This window comes from Fictibacillus marinisediminis, from assembly GCF_023149135.1.
Taxonomy (GTDB): domain Bacteria; phylum Bacillota; class Bacilli; order Bacillales; family Fictibacillaceae; genus Fictibacillus_C; species Fictibacillus_C marinisediminis.
This window is the reverse complement of the sequence record NZ_JAIWJX010000002.1, coordinates 1,066,903-1,089,258: the sequence shown is the minus strand read 5'-3', so window position 1 is coordinate 1,089,258 and position 22,356 is coordinate 1,066,903. Positions and strand designations below refer to the sequence as shown.

The 22,356-nt window shown below is 42.3% G+C and carries 24 protein-coding genes, 1 pseudogene and 1 riboswitch; of the genes and pseudogenes, 10 read left to right on the top strand and 15 right to left on the bottom strand.

What is annotated here, in order from left to right; all coding sequences use genetic code 11:
* Positions 1–15: 15 nt before the first annotated feature.
* Both LCY76_RS06030 and LCY76_RS06025 read right to left on the bottom strand, forming a co-directional pair.
* Positions 16–498, bottom strand: a complete 483-nt coding sequence (locus LCY76_RS06030) for a hypothetical protein (protein WP_248251869.1) — start codon at positions 496–498, stop codon at positions 16–18.
* Positions 499–620: 122 nt separating this feature from the next.
* Positions 621–854: a hypothetical protein gene (locus LCY76_RS06025; RefSeq protein WP_248251868.1), complete on the bottom strand. Its 234-nt coding sequence runs from the start codon at positions 852–854 to the stop codon at positions 621–623.
* Between the two features lie 347 nt (positions 855–1,201).
* On the opposite strand from LCY76_RS06025, the pseudogene LCY76_RS24125 reads away from it, so the two are divergent.
* Positions 1,202–2,844 (top strand): annotated as a pseudogene (locus LCY76_RS24125) (M4 family metallopeptidase).
* Between the two features lie 126 nt (positions 2,845–2,970).
* Positions 2,971–3,606 (top strand): flavodoxin family protein, encoded by a 636-nt coding sequence (locus LCY76_RS06010; protein WP_272885575.1) that lies wholly within the window; start codon positions 2,971–2,973, stop codon positions 3,604–3,606.
* Between the two features lie 57 nt (positions 3,607–3,663).
* On the opposite strand, the gene LCY76_RS06005 is transcribed toward LCY76_RS06010, so the two are convergent.
* On the bottom strand, positions 3,664–4,095 hold the full coding sequence (locus tag LCY76_RS06005) for a MerR family transcriptional regulator (protein WP_248251865.1): 432 nt from the start codon (positions 4,093–4,095) through the stop codon (positions 3,664–3,666).
* Positions 4,096–4,289: 194 nt separating this feature from the next.
* Here LCY76_RS06005 and LCY76_RS06000 point away from each other — a divergent pair, with 194 nt between their 5' ends.
* Both LCY76_RS06000 and LCY76_RS05995 read left to right on the top strand, forming a co-directional pair.
* Positions 4,290–5,480, top strand: a complete 1,191-nt coding sequence (locus LCY76_RS06000; RefSeq protein WP_091007103.1) for an MFS transporter — start codon at positions 4,290–4,292, stop codon at positions 5,478–5,480.
* Positions 5,481–5,500: 20 nt separating this feature from the next.
* Positions 5,501–5,920, top strand: coding sequence for a universal stress protein (locus LCY76_RS05995; protein WP_248251864.1), 420 nt, complete (start codon positions 5,501–5,503; stop codon positions 5,918–5,920).
* Positions 5,921–5,973: 53 nt separating this feature from the next.
* Here the strand turns inward: LCY76_RS05995 and LCY76_RS05990 are convergent, their stop codons facing one another.
* Positions 5,974–6,174: a hypothetical protein gene (locus LCY76_RS05990; protein ID WP_091007106.1), complete on the bottom strand. Its 201-nt coding sequence runs from the start codon at positions 6,172–6,174 to the stop codon at positions 5,974–5,976.
* Between the two features lie 169 nt (positions 6,175–6,343).
* On the opposite strand from LCY76_RS05990, the gene LCY76_RS05985 reads away from it, so the two are divergent.
* Entirely contained in the window at positions 6,344–8,377 is a 2,034-nt protein-coding gene (locus LCY76_RS05985) for a YhgE/Pip domain-containing protein (RefSeq protein WP_248251863.1), read from the top strand.
* 5 nt (positions 8,378–8,382) lie between these two features.
* On the opposite strand, the gene LCY76_RS05980 is transcribed toward LCY76_RS05985, so the two are convergent.
* From LCY76_RS05980 to LCY76_RS05950, 6 genes are all read right to left on the bottom strand, one after another.
* The gene (locus tag LCY76_RS05980) at positions 8,383–8,562 is read right to left on the bottom strand and encodes a Fur-regulated basic protein FbpA (protein WP_248251862.1); all 180 of its coding nucleotides are present in this window, start codon (positions 8,560–8,562) and stop codon (positions 8,383–8,385) included.
* A 461-nt stretch (positions 8,563–9,023) separates the two neighbouring features.
* Positions 9,024–9,233, bottom strand: coding sequence for a hypothetical protein (locus LCY76_RS05970; protein WP_248251860.1), 210 nt, complete (start codon positions 9,231–9,233; stop codon positions 9,024–9,026).
* A gap of 4 nt (positions 9,234–9,237) precedes the next feature.
* A riboswitch (SAM riboswitch) is annotated at positions 9,238–9,342 on the bottom strand.
* A gap of 72 nt (positions 9,343–9,414) precedes the next feature.
* Entirely contained in the window at positions 9,415–10,623 is a 1,209-nt protein-coding gene (locus LCY76_RS05965; protein ID WP_248251859.1) for a threonine synthase, read from the bottom strand.
* Positions 10,624–10,798: 175 nt separating this feature from the next.
* A complete protein-coding gene (locus tag LCY76_RS05960; protein WP_248251858.1) occupies positions 10,799–11,299 on the bottom strand; it encodes a DinB family protein in 501 nt (166 codons plus the stop codon).
* Between the two features lie 84 nt (positions 11,300–11,383).
* Positions 11,384–12,019, bottom strand: coding sequence for a pyridoxamine 5'-phosphate oxidase family protein (locus LCY76_RS05955; RefSeq protein ID WP_336606275.1), 636 nt, complete (start codon positions 12,017–12,019; stop codon positions 11,384–11,386).
* A 166-nt stretch (positions 12,020–12,185) separates the two neighbouring features.
* On the bottom strand, positions 12,186–12,335 hold the full coding sequence (locus LCY76_RS05950) for a hypothetical protein (protein ID WP_156316246.1): 150 nt from the start codon (positions 12,333–12,335) through the stop codon (positions 12,186–12,188).
* 228 nt (positions 12,336–12,563) lie between these two features.
* On the opposite strand from LCY76_RS05950, the gene LCY76_RS05945 reads away from it, so the two are divergent.
* Together LCY76_RS05945 and LCY76_RS05940 are read left to right on the top strand one after the other, a co-directional pair.
* Positions 12,564–13,505, top strand: coding sequence for a M15 family metallopeptidase (locus LCY76_RS05945; RefSeq protein ID WP_248251856.1), 942 nt, complete (start codon positions 12,564–12,566; stop codon positions 13,503–13,505).
* A 120-nt stretch (positions 13,506–13,625) separates the two neighbouring features.
* Positions 13,626–13,937 (top strand): winged helix-turn-helix transcriptional regulator, encoded by a 312-nt coding sequence (locus tag LCY76_RS05940; protein WP_248251855.1) that lies wholly within the window; start codon positions 13,626–13,628, stop codon positions 13,935–13,937.
* A 47-nt stretch (positions 13,938–13,984) separates the two neighbouring features.
* On the opposite strand, the gene LCY76_RS05935 is transcribed toward LCY76_RS05940, so the two are convergent.
* The 4 genes from LCY76_RS05935 to LCY76_RS05920 all read right to left on the bottom strand — a co-directional run bounded on the left by LCY76_RS05935 (position 13,985) and on the right by LCY76_RS05920 (position 19,116).
* On the bottom strand, positions 13,985–14,608 hold the full coding sequence (locus LCY76_RS05935; protein ID WP_248251854.1) for a nitroreductase family protein: 624 nt from the start codon (positions 14,606–14,608) through the stop codon (positions 13,985–13,987).
* Between the two features lie 177 nt (positions 14,609–14,785).
* Positions 14,786–16,399 (bottom strand): APC family permease, encoded by a 1,614-nt coding sequence (locus LCY76_RS05930; RefSeq protein WP_248251853.1) that lies wholly within the window; start codon positions 16,397–16,399, stop codon positions 14,786–14,788.
* 340 nt (positions 16,400–16,739) lie between these two features.
* Positions 16,740–18,176 (bottom strand): NAD(P)H-hydrate dehydratase, encoded by a 1,437-nt coding sequence (locus tag LCY76_RS05925; protein WP_248251852.1) that lies wholly within the window; start codon positions 18,174–18,176, stop codon positions 16,740–16,742.
* Positions 18,177–18,456: 280 nt separating this feature from the next.
* On the bottom strand, positions 18,457–19,116 hold the full coding sequence (locus LCY76_RS05920; RefSeq protein ID WP_248251851.1) for a hypothetical protein: 660 nt from the start codon (positions 19,114–19,116) through the stop codon (positions 18,457–18,459).
* A 210-nt stretch (positions 19,117–19,326) separates the two neighbouring features.
* Here LCY76_RS05920 and LCY76_RS05915 point away from each other — a divergent pair, with 210 nt between their 5' ends.
* The 3 genes from LCY76_RS05915 to LCY76_RS05910 all read left to right on the top strand — a co-directional run bounded on the left by LCY76_RS05915 (position 19,327) and on the right by LCY76_RS05910 (position 20,814).
* On the top strand, positions 19,327–20,421 hold the full coding sequence (locus tag LCY76_RS05915; RefSeq protein WP_053355305.1) for a tetratricopeptide repeat protein: 1,095 nt from the start codon (positions 19,327–19,329) through the stop codon (positions 20,419–20,421).
* The gene (locus tag LCY76_RS23800) at positions 20,418–20,543 is read left to right on the top strand and encodes a hypothetical protein (protein ID WP_255357573.1); all 126 of its coding nucleotides are present in this window, start codon (positions 20,418–20,420) and stop codon (positions 20,541–20,543) included. Before LCY76_RS05915 ends, LCY76_RS23800 begins: the two co-directional genes overlap by 4 nt.
* Positions 20,544–20,625: 82 nt before the next feature.
* The gene (locus tag LCY76_RS05910; protein WP_248251850.1) at positions 20,626–20,814 is read left to right on the top strand and encodes a hypothetical protein; all 189 of its coding nucleotides are present in this window, start codon (positions 20,626–20,628) and stop codon (positions 20,812–20,814) included.
* Positions 20,815–20,849: 35 nt separating this feature from the next.
* Here the strand turns inward: LCY76_RS05910 and LCY76_RS05905 are convergent, their stop codons facing one another.
* Positions 20,850–22,313, bottom strand: a complete 1,464-nt coding sequence (locus LCY76_RS05905; protein ID WP_248254604.1) for a M36 family metallopeptidase — start codon at positions 22,311–22,313, stop codon at positions 20,850–20,852.
* Between the last annotated feature and the right edge of the window lie 43 nt (positions 22,314–22,356).

Here is a 22,356-nt window from a genome sequence, read left to right as displayed (position 1 = left end):
CATGAAAATGGCTGGCTATATTTTTTCAAAGCCTTCTTCAACTAAATAGTCATGTGCTTCTTTATAGGATTCAAAAGCAGCTTCTAAATTTAAGCCCGCATATATATTCCATAGTTCCTCTTCATGAACGAGCAGGAGCTTTTCGTGGTCTACTCCTCCAATCCAATTTTCTTTTTCCGGTTCTAAAGGATAAGACTCCTCATCTGAATTACCCTTTTCTTCTAATAAATAGTCCATTGATTTCTGTACGAGGTTAATCAGCTCATCAGCCGAATAATCCCGGATGTTGACCATGCCTTTTTCATTCTTCTTGCCTCTCGGCAGATGGCCAGCATATACAAATCCGTTCCCGTTCGGATGCAGATGCTGTATAACAATTTTTTTGTCGCGATTGCTCTCCTCGAGATGGTAATTTATGCGCCCAAGGGAAATATCTTTCCTTGTTAATTGAGGGAAGTTTTCTTCAATAATATTTATTTTTTCTGAAAATGTAAGCATTGTCAGCCTCTTTCTTTTCTGCTAATTTTCCTGTGATTATATCATATCTGCTAGTACAAAAGTAGATATACCCTTAACAATACGAGTGTCAAGGCAAAAGAAAAACACCGTAATCACGGTGTTTATTTATGTTTGTTTAATTCTGAGGTGATAGCGTCCACCGCTGCGTCGATATTAGCGTATGACTGAATCTCGTGGTTATCGGAATAGTGTATTTTAAAAACATGGTCGGATTTACTGTAGCTTATTGAGATTAATGGGATACTATTTTGACTTAGCGTATGGGTTACATCTGATTCGATGTATTGTTTCGCTTTTAGATCGAGCAGCATGTCCTGAATTTTTGATTGATTCATGGTCATCAATCCCCTTTCCATTATGAGGGGGAGCTCAAAATAGCTATATTGCCCAAATAATTTTTTATTATTTCTATATAGAATAACATATTTCAGGTTTAATTCATACCATGAACGGGAATTGTAATTGTTTTGCAATACCCATCACTATCACTTTTTACTAATAGACACAAAAAAGACACAAAATTATACTCCTTTTTCACTATCTTTACACTTGGGAAAACAGGTGTAAACTTTAATCTGAATTTCACAGTAAACCACCCTGTTTTTCCCAATACCGAAGTACTGCCCCTGTGCTATGATCAATTCAAGGGCGCCCCCTACACAGAATTTTAGGAGGGTATTTTATGAAAAAAGGTTTGATTGCAGTACTATCGGCAGGTTTACTATTCAGTTCAGCCTATCAGGCAGCAGCAGCTAATGAGCCTGGAACAAAAGCTCAAAAGCTGGTTCTTCATGAGAATAACAAAACCGTTACCTCTCAGGTTCAAGTTACTCGATCAAAAGAAAATGCTGTTCCATCCTTTATTTCAGGCAAACTTTCCAAAGGTACATACCTTTCCAAGAAAGAAATCCTTGCCTTTCTAGACAGCAATAAACAACTCTTTCCGTTTGAAGCATCAAAGCATCTCACTCTAGTAAAACAAGAAAAAGATGATTTAGGTATGACACACTATGTGTTTAACCAGTCGATCAACGGTGTTCCAATTGATGGAGCAACTTTCATCGTTCATACGGACAAGCAAGGAAAAATTACTGCAATCAATGGAGACGTCCATTCCAACCTTCCTAAAAATTTTAAAGCTACTAAAAAGCTGACAAAGGCGAACGCCATAAAAGCTGCTTGGAAGCATATCGGTGAACAGCCAAAAAAGAAAAACTCAAGCCGCTTGCCTTTAAAGGTGCAAAGATAAGTGATACGGTCGAAAAGTCCAAACTTGTCATGTTTAAAGACGGGGATAAGTTCAAACTTGCCTACCGTGTTGCCCTTCAATTCATCGATCCTTATCCAGCAAACTGGCAAGTCTACGTTGATGCAGCCAATGGAGATGTCCTTAAGAGCTTTAACGCTGTAAATAACGATGGACCGACCACCGGTTCTGGATACGGTGTCCTCGGTGACAGCAAAACGTTAAACACCTATCTATCTGCTGGCTATTATTACTTATTTGACACAACGAAACCGATGAATGGTGTCATCGAAACCTACACGGCTCAAAATGGGTCAAGCCTTCCAGGAGCGTATTCTGTAGATTCCAACAACGCTTGGACTTCATCTTCACAGGGTGCAGATGTTGATGCGAACTACTATGCCGGCAAAGTTTATGATTATTATTTAAATACTCATGGACGCAACAGCTTTGATAATGCAGGTGCATCCATTAGTTCTACCGTTCATTACAGCTATAAATACAACAACGCATTCTGGAATGGATCACAGATGGTATACGGTGATGGCGATGGCGTTCAGTTCCGTCCATTGTCCGGTGCACTTGATGTTGTTGCCCATGAATTAACACATGCGGTAACAGAACGAACAGCAGGACTCAATTATTCCTATCAATCAGGAGCATTAAACGAATCCATGTCAGACGTGTTCGGATATTTCCTTGATCCAAACGACTGGCTGATGGGTGAAGATGTATATACTCCTGGAACAGCTGGAGATGGCCTCCGCAGCCTCTCAAATCCAAAGCTCTATGGTCAGCCTGACAATATGAGCGGATATGTCAACACTTCAAGTGATAATGGCGGAGTGCATACGAACAGCGGTATCCCTAACAAAGCTGCTTATAACACGATCACTGCGATCGGAAAAGCTAAAGCAGAGAAAATTTACTACAGAGCACTGACTCGCTATATGACGCCGACTACTAACTTCAGCGGAGCACGTGCTGCACTATTAAGCGCTACTGCTGATCTGTATGGCAGCACAAGCGCTGAATACACAGCAGTAAAAACAGCGTGGACGAATGTTGGAGTGAACTAATAAAACAATAAGAGCCCGCCGGTTTCCTAGATCCAGGGAAGCCGGCGGGCTTTTTTATGTTTTCAGTTTGAATAGAAGGGTACATTGTATCAAAAAGAATCGAACAGAAGGAGAGTAGAATCAACAATGTCCATAAAAGCACTCGTTATTAACTGTACTTTAAACAAGAGCAACCAGACATCAAATACAAGAGCACTCATTGATGAATCGGTTAAAATTTTTGATGAAAAAGAAATTGAAACAGAAATTGTTACCCTTGCAGACTATAACATTGAATACGGAGTAACAGGAGATGCCATCAGCGACAATGATGAATGGCCGATTATTTTCAAAAAGGTAAAGGAAGCCGATATTTTAATTATTGGTTCTCCGATCTGGCTAGGACAGCAGAGCAGCCTTACAACAGTATTAATTGAAAGGCTGTATGGGGCAAGCAGCCAAACGAACGATAAAGGGCAATATCTCTTCTATAACAAAGTCGGCGGTGTGGTTGTAACAGGAAACGAAGACGGCGCCAAGCATGTCAGCCGTTCAGTGCTCTACGCGTTATCTCATATCGGATTTACAGTCCCTCCGAATGTTGATACGTATTGGGTCGGAGAAGCTGGCCCTGGTCCTTCTTATATCGAGGCCAAAGGCTATGAAAACGAATTTACGATGCAGCATGCCAAGATCATGGCGTATAACTTGATTCATTTTGCGAAATTGCTCAAGGAACACCCTATTCCTACTGAAGGAAATGTCATTGAACAAACCAATTAACGTATATAAAAAAAGCAGGCTGGACGGGTGTTATTTACACTCTTTCCGCCCGCTTTTTTATTTTTCCTCTTCAAACCGAATCAGCGCAGCTTTTGCCCTGTCACGAAGAGAGACCAAGTCTCCCTCCACCTTGAGAATATTTTTCTTTTTTTGTTCTAACAGTTTTAATTGCTCTTCTACTGTCATTAATACTTTCTCAAGCTTTTCTTTTTGCTGGCTCGTCCCTTTAAACTGTCTGTAATCAAGTTTTTGAAGTTCTAAGGTGTCACTGAGTGTAATGAATTCCTGGAGCTCCGAAAGCGAAAAGCCCATCACTTCTTTTGCATTTGTGATCTTCTTTAAGAACTCCACATGCTCCTCTGAATATAGTCTTATCCCCCCCTCACTCCTCGGAGGTGAAGCTAGCAGGCCGATCTGTTCATAATAACGGATTGTCCGTTTTGTTAACCCGCTCTGCTTAGCCACATCATCTATTTTTAACCCATTCATTTTTCTTGCTCCTTTGCCATTAAAGTTCAAATACACGAAAAATTGCTCTATATAAAAAATACCACAAAAGCATATTAAAAAGGAAATGTTTACGTTGACGTCAAGGTTAACCTATATTATAATTCTTGAGTAGAACAATGCTGTTACGTGATTTATCTTATATTACATTAAAATAGAAAAAGGGGTTTTTAGGTATGAAACAAGAAGCATTGAGTATCCAGGAACAGCCAAGCAAACAGCCGCTGGTCATATGGGTTATCTTCTTTGCCACCATTATTTCTTTTATGGGATTGGGTCTCGTGGATCCTATTTTGCCTGCCATCGCTCATCAGCTTAACGCTACTCCGAGCCAGGTCTCATTATTATTTTCCAGCTACAATTTGATTACCGGTATCGCGATGCTGATTACAGGCGTGGTTTCCAGCCGGGTGGGGATCAAGTGGACGTTATTGTCAGGAATATTATTGATTATCGTTTTTTCTGCCTTAGCCGGCTCCTCTAATGAGATTTCCCAAATCGTTGGTTTCCGCGGCGGTTGGGGGTTAGGAAACTCGTTATTCATCGCAACTGCTTTATCCGCCATTGTTGGTTTATCCATCGGAGGTACTGCAAAAGCCATTATTTTATATGAAGCAGCCATTGGATTGGGGATTTCCGTCGGGCCATTACTTGGTGGGGAACTGGGATCGATTTCTTGGCGCGGACCTTTTTACGGCGTCAGCGTACTGATGGTGATCGCATTCTTTGCCTTATTGTTAAAAATGCCGCATGTACCGAAACCAAAAGTTAAAAGTTCTGTACTCGACCCGATTAAAGCATTGAAATATCCAGGACTTCTTAGACTGGGTCTAACCGCATTCCTTTATAACATTGGTTTCTTTACTCTAATGGCCTATTCACCATTTGTTATGAATTTAGACGAGCATGGCCTCGGCTATGTGTTCCTCGGATGGGGCCTATGCTTAGCCATAACTTCTGTATTCGTTGCACCAAAAATTCAGGCAAGATTCGGTACAGTAAAATCCATGTGTGCGATGCTGATCTTATTCGCATTGACACTGCTGGCTATGGGAATCTGGACAGAATCAAGCACGGTGGTCATCGTCGCCGTTATCGTTGCCGGTCTTTTCCTTGGGACAAACAATACATTGATCACAACAGCTGTTATGCAGGTGGCACCGGTTGAGCGGGCAACCGCCTCGGCTGCCTACAGTTTTGTACGTTTCATCGGTGGTGCGATCGGACCCTGGCTTGCCAATAAACTGGCTGAAACCTATTCACCGCATGTACCATTTGTAACGGGCGCGATTTTTGTTCTATTCGCCATGCTGGTTGTGGCGTTTGGCCGTAAACATCTTGCTCATGTGGATTCAATTTCTCATTAAAGGAAAGGAAGGTCTCTATAATGTACAATAAAATTCTGATCGCCTTTGATGGTTCAGCTCCTTCTGCCCGCGCTCTTCAGCACGGAGTGGAGCTGGCTCATAAGATGAACACTGAAATGGTTACAATTCTGCATGTAAATAAAAACCTTCCTTTGCAGGAACCGCTTCTTAACTTTGATCTGGATGAGATAATGGAAGAAGAGGACAAAGAACTCTTGCAGCCTGCCACTCAGTATCTCTCTGAATCAGGAATTCCCTATGAAACGCATGCCTATAACGGGGAGCCTTCTCAGATCATCACTTCGTATGCAAAAGAACACGAGTACGATGTCATTGTCATGGGGAGCACAGGTAAGGGATTTATAAAAGAAGCCTTATTGGGAAGTGTCAGCCATCAGGTAGCTCATACAGCAGAATGCCCGGTGATTATCGTTAAATAATAAAAAAATCGGTTCCCTTCAGATAGGGTACCGATTTTTTTGTTTATTTTCGTTTAAGCTGTCCAGCCAGGCTGATACAAATACTTTACGTTCCCCCCGCCGCCCGGGACGATGAATCCGCGGAATGCTTTCTTATCCTCTTGCTTTACGAGAACCTCACGAAAGACAAAAAACTCTTCTTTAATAACGACGTATTCACTAAGATTCCCACTGCGCAGATCAGAAAGAATTTCATTGGCCATTTGTTCGTTCAATCTGAATTCCTCCATTAAATAAGATTCTTTTATTAGTACACCATAACCTGGCTGGCTGTGTCCAATTCTTTTCCATACCTGATAAGGGGCTTTACATAAACTTCCGTTTGAAACAAAGACTATGCAGAACTGCTGTCTTCATTAAATTGCTTGAAAAGGATTTGTGACGATGAAAAATATGTTCCGCGTTTATTTCTTGGATTGGAAAGACATTTTGACAATTCCCTCTGCAGCTCTGCTGATCTTTGGGTTAATTGTGCTGCCATCTGTTTATGCCTGGGTGAATATAAAGGGCATGTGGGATCCCTATGAAAACACATCAGGCATAAAAATTGCCATCACGAATGAAGATACAGGAGCCTTGTTGCAGGATGAGCACATTAATATCGGACGTCAAGTCGTAAGAAATTTAAAGAACAATCATAAGCTAGGATGGACCTTTGTGGATAAAGACACCGCTTATTATGGAGTGGTGAAAGGGAAGTATTATGCCAGCCTCTTCATTCCACGTGATTTTTCACAAAAGATTTCAAGCATCGCGAGTGAAAATCCTGAAAAACCTGAAATCGTATATACAGTTAACGAAAAAATCAATGCCGTATCACCTAAGATCACCCAGTCAGGAGTTTCTACCGTTATCAACCAGGTTAGCGACAATTTCACGAAGAGTGTAGGAAACGCCATCTTTAAAAAATTTAACGAAGCTGGCATGACGTTAGAAAAAGAAATGCCAACGATACTCAGCTTTGAACAGAAGATATTTTCTCTGGAAAAAGAGTTTTCTCAAATCAATCAGATGGGAGACCGTATCATCTCGGTTGATCAAAAAATGAATGAGTTAAAAAACAGAACGGGTATGATCCAAGAGTTTCAAAAAAACGTGCCAGACATCGATAAGCTGGGAGCTGTTATCCTTAAATCGGAAGAAAGCTTGCCTAAGATCAAAGTGGTGTTCGACCAGTTGGCTCCTCTTCAGGATAATCTGTTAAAACTTCAAACTGCAGATGACATGGCAGGGAATCTTGAACGCTCACTGACTGACCTAGAGGCAGCCGTGGATAAAGCGATCTCAAAAGGAAACGCAGCACAAAAAGCTAACCCGGATATCTCATTTCAGCCTGATGAACTTGAAGCGATCAAAGAAGAATTGCATCAGATTAAAAACACCGTCCAGCAAAACAAAGAAATCCTTTCTGGCCGTGCAGACTCGTACATGGATCCTCTGCAGAAGCTTTCTTCATTTGCTCAACAGGACTGGCCCGCACAGGAGCAGAAAATCCAACGGGCAGCAGATTTTATGAGAAACGAGTGGCCTGCCGTCAAACAAGATATTCAAAAAGCAGGGATATTGATGGATACCCAGCTTCCCCAAATAGAACAAGCCATCCACAAGGCCGCTATATTTGCAGAAAAAGACTTGCCCGCCATGGAGAAATCCATCACACGTACGGCCGACAAAATCAGGGATTTTGAACGCAGCAATAATCTAAGAGATATTATTAAAGCATTAAAGAACGATGCTCAAAAGGAAAGTGATTTTCTGGCATCTCCTATCACGTTGAAGGAGAATAAAATTTTTCCGATTCCTAATTATGGCTCCGCCATGACTCCCTTTTACACCTTACTGGCGCTTTGGGTGGGAGGAATGCTGCTCATCTCTTCTCTTAAAGTTGGTGAAGTTCCAAGTAAAGGAGAGGTTTCCCCGCTTTCTTTTTACTTTGGGAGACTGATGACATTTGCAACGATCGGCATGCTGCAGGGGCTTGTCGTATCTCTTGGTGACCGGTTCATTATCCATTCCTACATTGTGGACAAAACATGGTTTGTTTTATTTGCCATGTTCCTGAGCATCGTCTTTGTCATTCTAACGTATACGCTCGTTTCCATTTTTGGAAATGTGGGTAAAGGCCTGGCGGTTATTTTTCTCGTTCTGCAGTTTTCAAGTTCAGGCGGAACATTTCCTGTGACAATGACCTCTTCCTTCTTTCAAAAGCTTAATCCTTATATGCCGTTTACGTATGGAGTCAGTTTACTGCGGGAAGCAACCGGGGGAATGATTAGAGAAGTTGTACTGTCTGACTTGTATCATTTGCTGCTTTTCCCCGCTGTCTTTCTTATTGCTGCCCTGTTTTTAAGAAAACCGTTGCAGCGAATACAGAATAGAAGGGGAGCAGGTGCGAAAAAAGCAAGAATACTTCAATGAGTGGTTTATTTAGCCTGCCGAAGGCTGTTCTTTCCGCCTGCTGCCTTTGCATACTCCTCTTCAAGATCAGAGAGTGTCAGCTGAAATAAATGAAGCTCATCTTTCTTATAAATGCCCATATTGATGAGTTTATTGATCAGCTGATTTCGTTTGCTTTCCACAGCTCTTCTTAGTTGATTTTCCAAAACAATCCCTCCTTTTTTACAAGACTTATTTAAAAACACATTGTTGATTTTCTTTCCTTTTGTGCATCGAATACTGATGCTTGAAAGAGACCTTCAAGTCTTTTTTATACAGTAAGGTGTGTGTGATAGCTGGCGATGATAAGAGCCTGCTGATTTGTGAAACAAATGAAACGCCTGAAAAGCAGATGGGAATAAGCTTGGTTATATCCTTCTGCTTTTCAAAAGACGGTTCAATCACACTCCACAAAAAAACAACTACGTTTACAAACAAAGCTTTTAACAAGGCTGTTTTCGTAACCTTTGTTGCTCTTGGGAGTGGTTGATTTTCGTTTCAGCATGCTTGCTTTCCGCGGGGCGTGCGCTGAGCCTCCTCGGCGCATCCGCCTGTGGGTCTCACCTGTCCCGCTTCCCCCGCAGGAGTCTCGCACCTTGCACTCCAATCAACTATAATGAAGGGTTCTTTACAAAATGTTTCCAAAGCAACAATCTTTTAGGAAAGAGCCTTTAACAAAAAAATAAACGCCGTCATTTTCATGACGAAGCGCCTTTGGTTGACCAATCAGCAATCCTGATATTTCGCAGTGAATTAGTTGGTTTTTTACATAAATAAAAACCTCTTCTTGCGGAAGCAAATAAGCACAAGAAGAGGTTGAATCGCCATCATAAGCCATACTCTTCTTATCATTCAAGCGTTTTGCTTGTGGAATTGGCACAGTACTCATAATTAAGTCCGCTGCCGAGGCTTCAAAGGGCCAGTCCCTCCACCTCTCTAAATAAGAAATATAAGGTAAATGTATTCTATTGAATTCAATTATAGGGATTTCCATCTTATTGTCAAGACAAAAACTCATTTTATTTTCGAATGATTTCTCCAGGCTCTAATACAGGAGGATCTACAGAAACCGAATCAGGGTATTTGATCCCCTGCCCAGTATTTAGGCATATCACCTTTTCATCTGCTTTGATCCAGCCATTTTCCCTCAATCGTTTTGCGGCGGCAAACACAGCCGCGCCTTCCGGACAAATAAAACTTCCTTCAAGCTCTGCAGTTTGGCGCTGAGTAAAGCTAATTTCATCTTCTGAAACGGCAACGGCGCATCCATTCGTTTCATAAAGTGCTTCAAGGACAAGGAAATCTCCGATTGCTTTTGGAACATTGATACCAAAAGCAGCTGTCTCAGAATTTTCCCAGAACTCCGATTCACTCTTGTGTTCTTCCCATGCTTTTACGATCGGTGCACATCCTTCAGCCTGGACAGCTACTAAACGCGGCAGTCTGCTTCCTTTAAATAAGCCCAGTTCCCTGAATTCTTTCAATGCTTTATATATGCCAATCAGCCCCACTCCTCCGCCAGTTGGATATAAAATAACATCAGGCGGCTCGCTTCCGCATTGTTCTAAAATTTCATACCCCATCGTTTTCTTGCCTTCAATCCGGTAAGGTTCTTTTAAAGTGGAAGCATCATAGAAACCTTCTTCCTTCACAAGGGACGCGACAATTTTTCCGGCATCACTGATCAGGCCGTTCACAAGAAAAAGCTCTGCACCTGAAATCGCCACTTCTTTTCTCGTAATGACTGGGGCATCCACTGGCATAACGATGTACGGCTTTATGCCGGCCCTTGCACAATAGAGTGACCAGGCGGCTCCTGCGTTGCCATTGGTCGGCATGGCAAGCCGGGTAATACCGAGCTCTCTGGCTTTTGAAACGCCGACTGCCGCTCCCCTGGCCTTAAAAGACCCGGTAGGTATCATGCCCTCATCTTTCATGAGCAGATTTGCAATTCCAAGCTTCTCACCGAGAGCAGGCATGGATAATAAAGGAGTCATCCCCTCTCCCAGTGATACCACATGATCTGGGTCTATAACAGGAAGAAGCTTATGGTACCTCCAAAGACCATTCCTCTCTTTATTAATAATTTCATTCTCATTTTTCAGTTCCTCTAAATCATAGTTTACGAGAAGGGGGGAACCGCACTGGCACAATTGATTAGGTTTGTGATGAGCATAGATGCTGCCGCACTTTGGACATTCAAGATGGCTGACATAGCTGAAAGACATAACATACCTCCAATATTCCCTCACCAGAAAAGGACAGCAAAAAGGCACCGCTGTGCATAAGGAATAACATGCATAGCGGTGCCTTCAGTTTTCTGATCAGCAATTTATTCTATTGTGTTAAATTTTAATGCAGGTATTCTGATAAGTCAACTAAGGTATAACTTCCCGTTGATGTCTAGCTTAATTGTCTGGAAAGAACCTTTTCCTTAATTTCTTCAATTTGAGCCAGATGTCTCTTTTCATGATACCCCACGAAAGGAATCCATTGTTTTAATGGCATCGGGCCAAACACCGGGTGAGGGTAGGATTTCTGTTCCAAAGCCTCTTGATCATTGCTGTTTGCTACCTTATTCAGCTCATTTCGTGATTCTTCCAATTTTTCTTTTATTTTCTTCAGAGTCAGATACCGTTTCGTAGGAACAACAAAAACAGGAGCCTCTACTTTTCTGCTGCGGTCCACCGTCATTTCAATCGGTTTCAGTTCTGCAGATACCGTTATTTTACTTTTTAAACGGTTTGATATGATGATGGCGATCGATTTTTCCATGAGATATAGATGATGCAGCGTCTGCATGATCGACCATCTGTCCTTCTCTTCCGGTTCGTTTAACTGATCATCGCTTAGACCGCTTACCGTTTCTAACAGCTGCCTTCTGATTTCTTCATTCTGGTTCATATCTATAGCCTCCCATTTGGCGGATCCGTTTCAGGAGTAATCAACCACTTCTAAGAAGAACAATGGTTACGAAAACAGCCTTTTTTAATAAAGCCGGTCTCTGTATCCTTCTTGCAAGCCCTCTTCTACCTGCTCAGTACTCATATTGGGAATATTCATATGAGCTGCCATCATTTTAGCCGCAGATGGCAGCGATTCTTTCGGCTCCCATGATTCCGGACACCAAAGCCTGGAGCGGATAAACGCTTTGGCACAATGCAAGTAGCATTCCTCAGCCTTCACTACGATTCCAAACAAGGGTAGTTTGCCATTGACAGCACTTAATTCCAGAAGCTCTTTGTCACGGCAGATAAAGGCTTTTCCGTTCACTCTTAGCGTTTCCCCCAGGCCCGGAATCATAAATAACAAACCTACGCCCGGGTTTGTTAAGATATTTTGTGCAGAATCCATTCTTTTGTTGCCAAGACGTTCAGGGATAAATAGGTGATGTTCGTCTAGCACGGTAACGAATCCCGGGACATCTCCCCTTGGTGAAACATCGGATCTGCCTTCCGAATCACATGTAGCCAGCGTCAAAAAAGGAGAAATTCCGATAAATTCCCGGCAATGCTGGTCAAGATATGAGATTACTTTGTTCTCAGCCCGTATACTGGGTGTTCCACAAAGAGAACGCAATTTCTCAAATTCTTCTTCAGTGTCTATAATCTTTTGCCATTTCATGCTCATTATATCGCCTCCAAACACATGCATGGAATATAGTTCCATCATACCTTGTGTTTAATTAGAGAACCAGAGCTTAAAGGATGAAAACAAAATAAATAGCCTGAACTCCGCTCATATGAGTCCAGGCTTCTTAGTTCAACATTAGCACAATCTCCTAGTAAAATCAGTTTGGATTCAAAAACGTTAATTCATACTCTGGTTTTCGATCTTCGTCTGGTTTTTTAGATGTTCCTGCTGCCAGCAATAGCGGCTGCTTCAGAACGGACTGGGTCATGGGCTTCGAAATAGGCTGCGCAACTTGATTCATATCCATTGTCCATCCCTCCTTACCAGTTTTCTAAATCTATACCCGGCACTTACAAGCCTGAAACCTATTTATCTAATTTTTTTAATATTTTATTTTATGAATGTTTAACGTATTTGTTCATTGTACTATGATATGTTCATATAATATTCAGTTTCATCCTTTGTTTCACAGGGAAACTTCAGTTATAATTAGAAGTCGGAATCAACAACGCAATTTTGAAAGGAAGTTTTACATATGAAGAAAAGGTTAGTTTCAGGAGTTGCATTTGCATTAAGTCTGGCTCTTTTTGCCGGCTGTTCCAATGATGATCAAACCCAAAAAGATAATACGTCTCACAAAACGGAAAAACATGAACATGAGGCACATAAAAAGAATGAACCGACGAAAAAAAATGAAGATAAAAACACACCTTCTGATGAAAACAAAAAGAACGGCGAAAACAAGAACAATAACGGCAATGTAAGCCAGGATCCTGAACCGAAAAAAGATCAGGATAAGAAAAAAAATGAACCGGGCGAGCCTTCGCAGGATCAGAATAAAAAGCCAAAACCGCCAGCTCAAAAGGACGACAGTGTCTCTGTTGTAGCCCATCCAGAAAGTATTCCCGTTCTAGTAAACAAACGTTCTAAACTGCCTGAAAACTACAAGCCGGCAGACCTTGTTTATCCTGATGTACCGTTTATTTTCAGTGAAAAGACCGAGAAACGCATGATGCGCAAGGCTGCTGCTGATGCGCTTGAAACCATGTTTGCTGCCGCGGAAAAAGAAGGAATCCACTTGACCGGAGTTTCAGCATACCGTTCGCATGCTACACAAACAACGCTGTTCAATAATTATGCCAAACGCGATGGCTATGAAAAAGCAAGAACATACAGCGCACTTCCTGGAACAAGTGAACATGAAACAGGATTGGCGATTGATGTTGCTGGAGACGGCGGAAAGTGTCCTGCCCAAGATTGTTTTGGCGGCACACAAGAATCAAAATGGCTTGCTAAACATGTTTCAGAGTTCGGCTTTATTATTCGCTATCCCGAAGGAAAGGACTCCATTACCGGGTATAAGTACGAGCCTTGGCACATCCGTTTTGTAGGAAAATCTGTTGCACAAAAGATCATGGGCAAAGGAGAAACACTGGAAGAATACTTTAATGCCGTGCCCGTCTCTAATGGAAAATAAATTTAAAAGTACCTAGCCGCCTGGCTGGTACTTTTTTTGTTTATCAACACTTACTAAAAGTAATTATATTAATAAAAATCATCTTGTGTTATACTAAAATTAGCGAGGTGAAGGTACATAATGAACACGTCCAAACTTTGTCCCAGGTTCGAAAAAACAATGAATCTCTTGAGCCAGCGATGGACGGGCATGATTATTTATCTGCTTCTATCCGGCCCTCACCGTTTTTGTGCCATTGAATCAGCCATCGGAGTGAGCGGCAGGATTCTTTCTGAGAGATTAAAAGACCTTGAACAGCATGGTTTAGTAAAACGGGTGGTTATTCCAGAGACCCCTGTACGCATAGAGTATTCCCTTACTGAAAAAGGATTGGCGTTCCAGCCGATCATGAGAGAAGTGGAAAATTGGTCTCAAAACTGGCTTGAAGCCTAAAAAAAGCAGCTCTCACATGTGAGAGCTGCTTTTTTACATTACATAAATTAAAATTTGTTCCATACAATCGCTTCTTGGATCGGGAATCGGGCAGTCTGATGAGCTGTTTTAGCTGCCTTTCCTACAGATATCAGCATAACGGGAAGATACCTTTCCGGAATGCCAAACGCTTTTACGAGTTCATCGGCATTGAATCCACCCATTGCACACGTATCAAGTTCTTTTGCTTTTGCTGTAAGCATAAGCTGCATGGATGCAAGTGAGGCATTGCGGATGGCCTCATCACGAGCCATTTCCGGACGTGTTGCATAAGCATCTTTAATTTGGCTAACAAGTGCTGTTTTAATTTCCTCTGTCATAAATCCGCCATCAACGGCATCCTGATAAACTCTGTCAGCATTTTGGTCAGCTTCTAAATCACCAAGAATGGCAACAACTGCTGATGCTTGCACTACTTGTTCCTGATTATAAGCAATCGGAAGAAGCTGCTCTTTTGCTTGCTGATCATGGAACACAAGAAACTTCCAGTGCTGAAGGTTCCAAGAAGATGGTGCTTTAGCTGCGTCCTCAAGGAGTTCTGTAATTTCTTCTGCTGACAGTTCTGCAGAAGGATCATATTTCCTTACTGAGTGACGTTCATTGATAACATCTGTAAAATCTCTGGTTGACATAAGATAACCTCCATTTAAATTCCATATATTTTATTGCCTGAAATTAAATTTTGCACAAAATAAAAAAACAATAAGTAATATACTTCTTTTTCTCAAGGGTGTCAACTTCCATAACCTATATGATAAAGAGCCTCCCCCCGTTTGGGAGAGACTCTTTATTTATAGTTGATTTGTTTATTACGTTGAAACAGGATTTTCCTTTATGCTTTCTTCTTGTTCTTTAAGATCCTCATCATCATTATCAATAATGGCTTTTGGCAGCCCGGAATGTTTGGCCCAGAAATAAATCAACAGAGAGCCGATAGCAATGATTATGAGATCCAATGGATTACTCAACACACCTATTCCGCCTCCAAAGGAACCGATATACGAAATGATAAGCATCATCACATAGTAGGCAACTAGCCACCATGATGATTTCAATTGCTGTGCAAGACTGACATCCTTCTTCGGTACATACTTCGAAAAGAGCAGGTAGATGACGAACATCAGAAGCTGTGAACCGATCAACCATGAAATCGTCTTCCATCCGGACCAATAGACGATATAGGTCGCGAAAATAAAGGAGAGAGGAGCAATAATACTCATCCCTTTAAGAGTAAATGGCTTATGAAGATCCTTCGCGTTTAAGCGGAAGGCCGCCGAAGAAATCGGAGCGATTGCATAGGAAAGGATCAAGGCAACTGAACACACATTTACGAGCGCGTTCCAAGATGGAAACGGCAGTGTCCAGAACACGGACAGCACGAAGGACAGCCATAATGACGGCCGAGGGATTCCTGTTTTTTCATGTACTCTTGAGAATACATTAAACAGTGTTCCTGTACGGCTCCATGCGTACACTAAACGGGATGTTGTGTTCATGAAGATATTTCCATTTCCGCCGGGTGAAATGACGGCATCAAGCACAACGATGGTCGCAAGCCATCCTAGTCCCAGAGCGACTGCTATATCTTTAAACGGCAGGGCGAATTCTTGCTGTATCTTTTGCCAGCCTCCACCAAGCACATCTGTAGGAATAGCACCAATAAACAGAACCTGCAGAAGACTATAAATCACTGCGGCGAGAACGATACACACAATGAGTGCGATTGGAATGTTCCGCTGAGGATTCTTTACTTCACCTGCAACAGATACGATCGGATGCAGCCCTAGATAGGCAAACATAACACCGCCTGTGGATATTGCGGCCTGGACACCTTGGAAACCAAATGGAGCGAATCCTTCAACCGAGAAGTTTCCGGATTTAAAATGGAAGGCTAACACGGTGATAATGGTGAGCGGGACAAAATATTTAAAGATCGAAATGATAATGTTCGATTTTGTAAATGTTTTAACACTCCAGTAGTTCAACAGGAAAAACAGACAAAGCAAACCGAACTGTACGAGCCAGCCGGCGATCGTCGGCGAGTCAGACCCCGCTTTCGTAAGCCCTGGAAACCAGTAAGCGATATACTGTCTGACAGCAGTTACTTCTATTGAAATCAAGCTTGTGTAAGCAACGATAGTAATAAAGGATATGAGATATCCTACCAGCGGTCCATGCGAATACACCGGATACCTTAAAATCCCCCCTGTACGCGGAAGGGCTGCACCCAGTTCAGCATAGACAAGCCCGATAAGCAGAATGATGACTCCTCCGATAATCCAGGAAATACTTCCGATCGGCCCTGCTTTGGAAGCAACATTACTTACTGCAAACAGCCAAGCTGATCCAAATATGGCTCCTAGTCCGATGAGTATTAGATCTAATAATGATATCGTTTTTTTAAATGGTCCTTGATCTGACATGAACTTCCTCCTTCAAAATTTCCAAATTCCTTTGTACTCTGCACTCCTTATCCTAATTATTTTTCGACGTATTTTGACAAATAATACATATAATTATCCGTATTTGCGGTTTATGAAACATATTTTTAATCTATATGCTTGCTAATCCACCTATCTGCTGCAAGCTTTTAGCTGTCAGAAGATAGTTCACCCGAATAGCATTGCCAAAATTAAAAACCATTCCTTAAATCGCTGCCCATTAGTTACTTTCGTGCCTTTTCTTCCTAACTTGAACGTCTGACTTTTTATTTGTAATAAACTTTTATCTATGTTAAGTTGGAAACTTTGTCTAATTACGGATTTATTGCTCAAATGATTTCATGACCAGCGGCAGGTGTTCACTTACATCACTGGCGAGCAATCCTCGCTCAGCATTTGTCTGTTCCCATAAATCAGCACTTGCTCCATGAAAATAAACTGCATTGGCAACAGCCGGCTTTACGTCTTTTTCTGAGGAAACGAAAGCCAGAAGCATTCCGGTAAGCGTGTCACCTGTTCCCCCTTTAGCCAGTCCGGCGTTGCCTGTCGGATTGACGATAAGGCTGCCGTCAGGAAAGGCCAGCACCGTATATCTTCCTTTCAAAATAACGATTGCGTTCTGTTCCTGTGCATAGGCAAGAGCATACTGAAATCTGTTTTTTTGTATGTCACTGGCTGGTACGCCTGTCATTCTGCTGAATTCACCTGGATGCGGGGTTAGGATCACTAATCCTTTTCGCTTCGGGTACGTTCGTTTTTTTAGTGCTCCTGCATCTATGACCAGATGCAGATCCGTGTTCATTAAGTGCTGTAATGCCATGTCGGTTTTTCCAGCATCCGCCAGCCCTGGTCCGATCGCGCAGGCCTTTATCCCTTTTGGTACATCGCCCTCTCCCACAGCCTCTAGTCCGTCATGCTTGTACATCGCTTCTGGCAGCTGCCCAGCCAGGATCCCTGAGACAAAACGGCTCGTTCCTATAGTCAATTTTCCAATGCCGCTTTTTAATGCGCCTTTTCCAGCCAGCAGCGCACTTCCTGGCATCTCATCAGATCCTGCAAGAAGAAGGCCCGTTCCAAACGTTCCTTTATGTGCACCGGCAAACCTCTTATGAAACGTTGACCGCACATTTTCTTCTGTCCAAACTTGCCATTTGGATTGCTGAGGCAAACCGATTGATAACACTCTGGTGACACCAAAGAAATCAGTACTTCCTTCAAAAAACGCAGAGGGTTTAAAGCCATGCAGGCAAAAAGTAAATTCTGCTTGAAAGGCTTCATCTGTTTCGCCATGATCTGCAGAGACACCTGAAGGGAGATCCACCGCTATTTTCAGTGCTTGCTGCGAATTTGCCCATCTGACCTCTTGGGCAATCTTCCCTCTTAAGGGAGGAGAAGTTCCGACACCGAGCAGGGCGTCAATGATCACATCATATTTCCCTTCCCGTTCTGAGACCTTCAGACCGCAAACCTTATAATAAGTAAAATGTTTGCACGCTGTTTCCGTGCCTGGTTTTCCAGCTGAAAGGGTGAGCTCACAGTGGAATCCGTTTTGCTGAAGATATCTTGAGAGCACGATGCCATCTCCGCCGTTATTGCCTTTACCCGCCATGACGAGGATACGGCTTTCTCTGGTTACCAGATCCGAGACGGCTTCATATAGAGCCTTTCCGGCATTCTCCATCAAGGTATACATATCCATGCCGCTATTTTGTGCTGTCTGATCGATTTTTTTAATTTCATCTCCTGTAAAGATATACATAGAATAGAGCCTCCTCAACGCCTAAAAATATTGCTTCGATAGTATTCTACCCTTTTCTGTGAGTTGATGAACAACAGAGCGGAGTGATTGATTTAACATTAGTATTTATCTGCAATCAGGCTGTGCAGTTATCTGACCTTGCTAAAAGGTTCAAGTTACGCTCAATTATTGCCGATTTGGCTCAATTATTCTGAGTTGCGCTCAATTCCGCCCAAACAAGCAAGACTTTTCTCTCAAGATCACAACAAAAAAGACCTTCCCTTCAGAAAAGGCCTTCGTTTTATTCTGTTGTACTCTCATTTTGAGGGGTTATGCTTTGTATTTGAGCACTGTCATCCTGCTGTGATGGCTGAGCATCACTTTGACCGCCATCTGTCCCATCGTCCTTATTTGTTTCTTCTTCCTTAGGCGGCATTGGTTTTTCAGGCTTTGGTTTAGGTTTTGGCTTTGTCTGATCATCAGGCTTTTCAGAAGGCTTCAGAATTTTAACGTGGTTTTCTTCCTCTTTTGCAGGTTTTTCCGGCTTTTCCGGCTTGTCTTTTTTCACTTTTCCTTTTTTCAAGCCTTTGTTATCTGTAGGTTTCTTTGCCTTTTTTTCCTTTGCCGGTTTTTGCTTCACCGGCTTTACTATACTTTCTTTCACCGGCTTTTCTTTTGCATTCGCGTAGGTTTTGCCGCTGTGAGCCGATATACTGGCAGGTCGCTGATCAGGAAAGAGCTTGTCTGTCGAGATGACCTGCTCCAGTATGATATCCTTTTCCTGATTCGAAAGACTGTCGGTTGAAACAACAACATTAGATAAAGTATTTAAAGGATGCGATCCTGAATTTATTTTAGTTTTTGGCATATTTTCTTCCGTTTTCGCTTTGTCACCATGCGCAAAGCCAAGCCATACGCTTAGCAGTACAATTGGTATAGCAAGCGAGATGAGCTTATACATAATCTTCACCTTCCTCATTGCTAATTACCACAATGGCTACTATTATAAACCCAAAATGAATAAAGATGAAAAATCCGAATTTTAGAATAACTTGGGAAAATGAGATAGATTCCTGCTTAATAATCGCTATATTTTCAATACTACTTTCCCAACTTTCCTTTTTCCATTATATGCTACTATTTTCATATAACCTTCTTAAGGGGAGTTATCATGATATTACAAACAGAAAAGGCGTCTGAAGTCATTGAATTGCTCAGTCGATGGAACGTGAGTATGAGGGATCGAAATCTGGCAGTGGTCGAAGAATTAAATATAGAGGTGCAGGAACAAATCGATCCTGCCGGACTGGATCAGCAAGAACTGTTATGGCATTCGCTGCTGGAGATCCGGTATACACTCATCCAAAAAAACTTTGATGACACTGCAGTTCTATTGCAGCAGCTTGAACTGCTTCAAAGACAGTTATCCCCTGAAATGGCTTTCTACTATCACTTTTTCAAAGGCGTCTATGCCTACAGTATGAACCAGTACATAGAAGCTGTGGCCTGCTATTATGAAGCGGAAAGATTTATGGGCAGTATTGAAGATAAGATCGAAGTTGCCGAATTTTTTTATAAAGCGGCCACTGCCTATTATCACAGCAGGAAGTTTCTGCTTTCACTCAGCTATGCAAAACTGGCTAAAACCACGTATGAAGAAGTTTCAAAAAACGATCTCAGAAGTGCAGACTGTGAAAACATTCTAGGTCTCTGCTGTCTTAGCCTAAAACAGTACGAGCAGGCAGAAGAGCACTTTTTGGATTCACTGGATATCGCTGAGAAGTTTAAAGATGAAGAGCTTCTCAACTTTATACGCTATAACCTTGGATTCCTTTATTCTGAACAAAATTTGTCCGATATTGCCATTCGCCACCTTAGCGAGCTGTACAGCAAGGAGTTTATCCCCCATAAACTATCCTTCCTGCTCGCACGGGAATACTTCAAAATGGAAGATAAAGAGAATGGCTTTTTTTATCTCCAGCAAGGCATGGACGTTTGCAGCACCATTCAGAATGAAGAATATATTCACCACCTGCAAATTTTAAATGCCCAGTACTCTAATCTTCCCTCTGAGGAAATCGAGCAAGTTGTTACTGAGCATTTGAAATACTTTGAAGAACAGCAGTTATGGGGCTTTGTACAGGATTATACCGAAGCCATTGCTACGATTCTTCATCATGAAAAAAAGTTTGAAAAAGCCAGTACTTATTTTTATCAGGCGTACCGCGCTAAAACCAAAATTGAAGAAATGGGGTATTTACGATGAAAAAAGCAAAAATTTTACTGGGAACTTTTTTGGTTTTAACAGCATTGATGGGTGCAGCTGCTGCTAATGGCAGCCTTCAAAGCGAGCACGGAGTAATCCGTGACACACCTACACACGTGTAAGATCAGAATTTGAGCTTGTCATAAAAAAAGAGCCTGATCGGCTCTTTTTTTATGGGTTCAAATCATTATAAAGGAGATTTCTATGAAACCAGCACTTCCTTACGACGTAATCGAAGTAAATAACATGAAAGCCAGGGTCATTGCAAGCTTTCCAGATACTGTAGTGGCAGATTTCAAAGAATTTCAGGAGGTAGATCCACAGTATGAAAGGCAAGTCATCAAGCATGGTGCATATAAGATCGTGAAATTGGATCAGAATAAAAATAAATAGGAAGAACCCCCAAGAAGAGCAAGGGGGTTCTTTTTTTAATTGGTTGACAGGCCTCTCGCTTTGAAGAAGGCGTCGATTGTCTTTGCGTTTCTGCCTCCGTTCAGCTGCTGATCGGCCTGTTTGATTGCCCGTGCCCCGTCATTAAAAGTTGCATTGGGTGTAAGTGACCAATGAGACTGCAAAATAATTTTTGTAGCAGCGTCTCTTCCAATAGCTCCTGCCAGCTCATATAGAGGCTGAGACCAAATCTCTCCATCCGCATGGACTTCCCCGGCAACATCCCTTGGATATACTTTGTCTTCATCCAGTCTTCTCAGACAAGGAGGGTTTGACGAAGAATAGGAGGTTGAATCCCATTCCGCAACACAAGCATGTCCAAATCCATCCCCTGTAACTGCATCCTCATAGGTTGCACCAAGATAGTCTCCAAAGCCCTCCCCCATTGATCCTCCTTCAAGGGAGTTCCCAAAACCTGGAACCTGACTGTCCTGAATAGAATGTCCATATTCGTGAGCGATGACCCCTGCATCCTCAGCATCATCCACCCCGCCAGAACCAAAGGTAAGATCCTTCTTCGTCGGGCTGTAAAAAGAATTATCTTGTTTATACGTATTCACATTCGCGGTAATCGAACGGTTGTTGATGTTGGCAAAACCAAGCGATTGAATGTAGCGCTGCAAGGTATCAATATGATAGTAAGCCATTACATCTTCAAATTGATTATCCGAGCGAGTGTAATTGAATGTAAGGTCTGAGCTTTTAGTCCTTGCTTTTGAGTTAATGGCAACATATTGGCCTGCCAGTTTTCCTGTTCCATCAAGACCCAATAATTGAACATTTTTAAGCTGTGCGTTCAATGCTGGTGAATCCGCATCATTATTGTCTGCCAGCCCTGCCGCACTTCCACTGGACTCCACCGGATTCGGTAGAAAAACCTGGCCTGAACCTGTTGCTTTTTGGTTAAGATCCTTTTTCTCTATTAATCTCCCATTGCCCGCATGGACGATCGCTTCCCAAGCCCCAAATGGTTCATTCGCATGAATCACGACTTTATACACAGGAATAGCTTTGCCGTTTTGAATCACATAGCCAAACGTGTTTCCGGTCGTGCCCCACTTACCTTTTCCTTTGTCATTGATATAGGCAGCAGCCTTTGTCTCAGCCTGCTCCTTTGTAAGCTTGTCCGGCGCCCGTTCAACTGAGTTATATGGTGTATAATCTGAGACTACCAAACTGACATGTCCATCGAGATCGACTGTCGCGGTAAGCTGCTTGGAGAAAACAGGTGAACCGTTGACCGTCTGCTGATAACGTACATAGCTGCCGGCAGCAGTTGAAATGGTCGTAACATAGTCCAGGCCTGAGAGATCATTTGAAAGGTTGTACTTAGCGGCATTCCTTTTTAAAAAGTCATCTGCAGAAGATTTCGAGCTTAATGATTGAGCATTTACAGCATTTCCTCTTAAAGCAGGGCTGTTTCCATGCTGAAAAGAAGGCATACTGACTGACAATAATATCACGGCTGCGGCCGCCAATGCCATG

Coding starts and splice junctions, on each gene's coding strand:
- LCY76_RS05955 (WP_336606275.1), bottom strand. CDS start 12,019: ATGAAATGGCAAAAGATTATAGACACTGAAGAAGAATTTGAGAAATTG.
- LCY76_RS05920 (WP_248251851.1), bottom strand. CDS start 19,116: ATGTATAAGCTCATCTCGCTTGCTATACCAATTGTACTGCTAAGCGTA.
- LCY76_RS05995 (WP_248251864.1), top strand. CDS start 5,501: ATGTACAATAAAATTCTGATCGCCTTTGATGGTTCAGCTCCTTCTGCC.
- LCY76_RS23800 (WP_255357573.1), top strand. CDS start 20,418: ATGAAAAAAGCAAAAATTTTACTGGGAACTTTTTTGGTTTTAACAGCA.
- LCY76_RS05960 (WP_248251858.1), bottom strand. CDS start 11,299: ATGAACCAGAATGAAGAAATCAGAAGGCAGCTGTTAGAAACGGTAAGC.
- LCY76_RS05915 (WP_053355305.1), top strand. CDS start 19,327: ATGATATTACAAACAGAAAAGGCGTCTGAAGTCATTGAATTGCTCAGT.
- LCY76_RS05910 (WP_248251850.1), top strand. CDS start 20,626: ATGAAACCAGCACTTCCTTACGACGTAATCGAAGTAAATAACATGAAA.
- LCY76_RS06030 (WP_248251869.1), bottom strand. CDS start 498: ATGCTTACATTTTCAGAAAAAATAAATATTATTGAAGAAAACTTCCCT.
- LCY76_RS05985 (WP_248251863.1), top strand. CDS start 6,344: ATGAAAAATATGTTCCGCGTTTATTTCTTGGATTGGAAAGACATTTTG.
- LCY76_RS05970 (WP_248251860.1), bottom strand. CDS start 9,233: ATGGCTTATGATGGCGATTCAACCTCTTCTTGTGCTTATTTGCTTCCG.
- LCY76_RS05945 (WP_248251856.1), top strand. CDS start 12,564: ATGAAGAAAAGGTTAGTTTCAGGAGTTGCATTTGCATTAAGTCTGGCT.
- LCY76_RS06025 (WP_248251868.1), bottom strand. CDS start 854: ATGAATCAATCAAAAATTCAGGACATGCTGCTCGATCTAAAAGCGAAA.
- LCY76_RS05940 (WP_248251855.1), top strand. CDS start 13,626: ATGAACACGTCCAAACTTTGTCCCAGGTTCGAAAAAACAATGAATCTC.
- LCY76_RS06010 (WP_272885575.1), top strand. CDS start 2,971: ATGTCCATAAAAGCACTCGTTATTAACTGTACTTTAAACAAGAGCAAC.
- LCY76_RS06000 (WP_091007103.1), top strand. CDS start 4,290: ATGAAACAAGAAGCATTGAGTATCCAGGAACAGCCAAGCAAACAGCCG.
- LCY76_RS05930 (WP_248251853.1), bottom strand. CDS start 16,399: ATGTCAGATCAAGGACCATTTAAAAAAACGATATCATTATTAGATCTA.
- LCY76_RS05965 (WP_248251859.1), bottom strand. CDS start 10,623: ATGTCTTTCAGCTATGTCAGCCATCTTGAATGTCCAAAGTGCGGCAGC.
- LCY76_RS05935 (WP_248251854.1), bottom strand. CDS start 14,608: ATGTCAACCAGAGATTTTACAGATGTTATCAATGAACGTCACTCAGTA.
- LCY76_RS05905 (WP_248254604.1), bottom strand. CDS start 22,313: ATGCCTTCTTTTCAGCATGGAAACAGCCCTGCTTTAAGAGGAAATGCT.
- LCY76_RS05950 (WP_156316246.1), bottom strand. CDS start 12,335: ATGGATATGAATCAAGTTGCGCAGCCTATTTCGAAGCCCATGACCCAG.
- LCY76_RS05925 (WP_248251852.1), bottom strand. CDS start 18,176: ATGTATATCTTTACAGGAGATGAAATTAAAAAAATCGATCAGACAGCA.
- LCY76_RS06005 (WP_248251865.1), bottom strand. CDS start 4,095: ATGAATGGGTTAAAAATAGATGATGTGGCTAAGCAGAGCGGGTTAACA.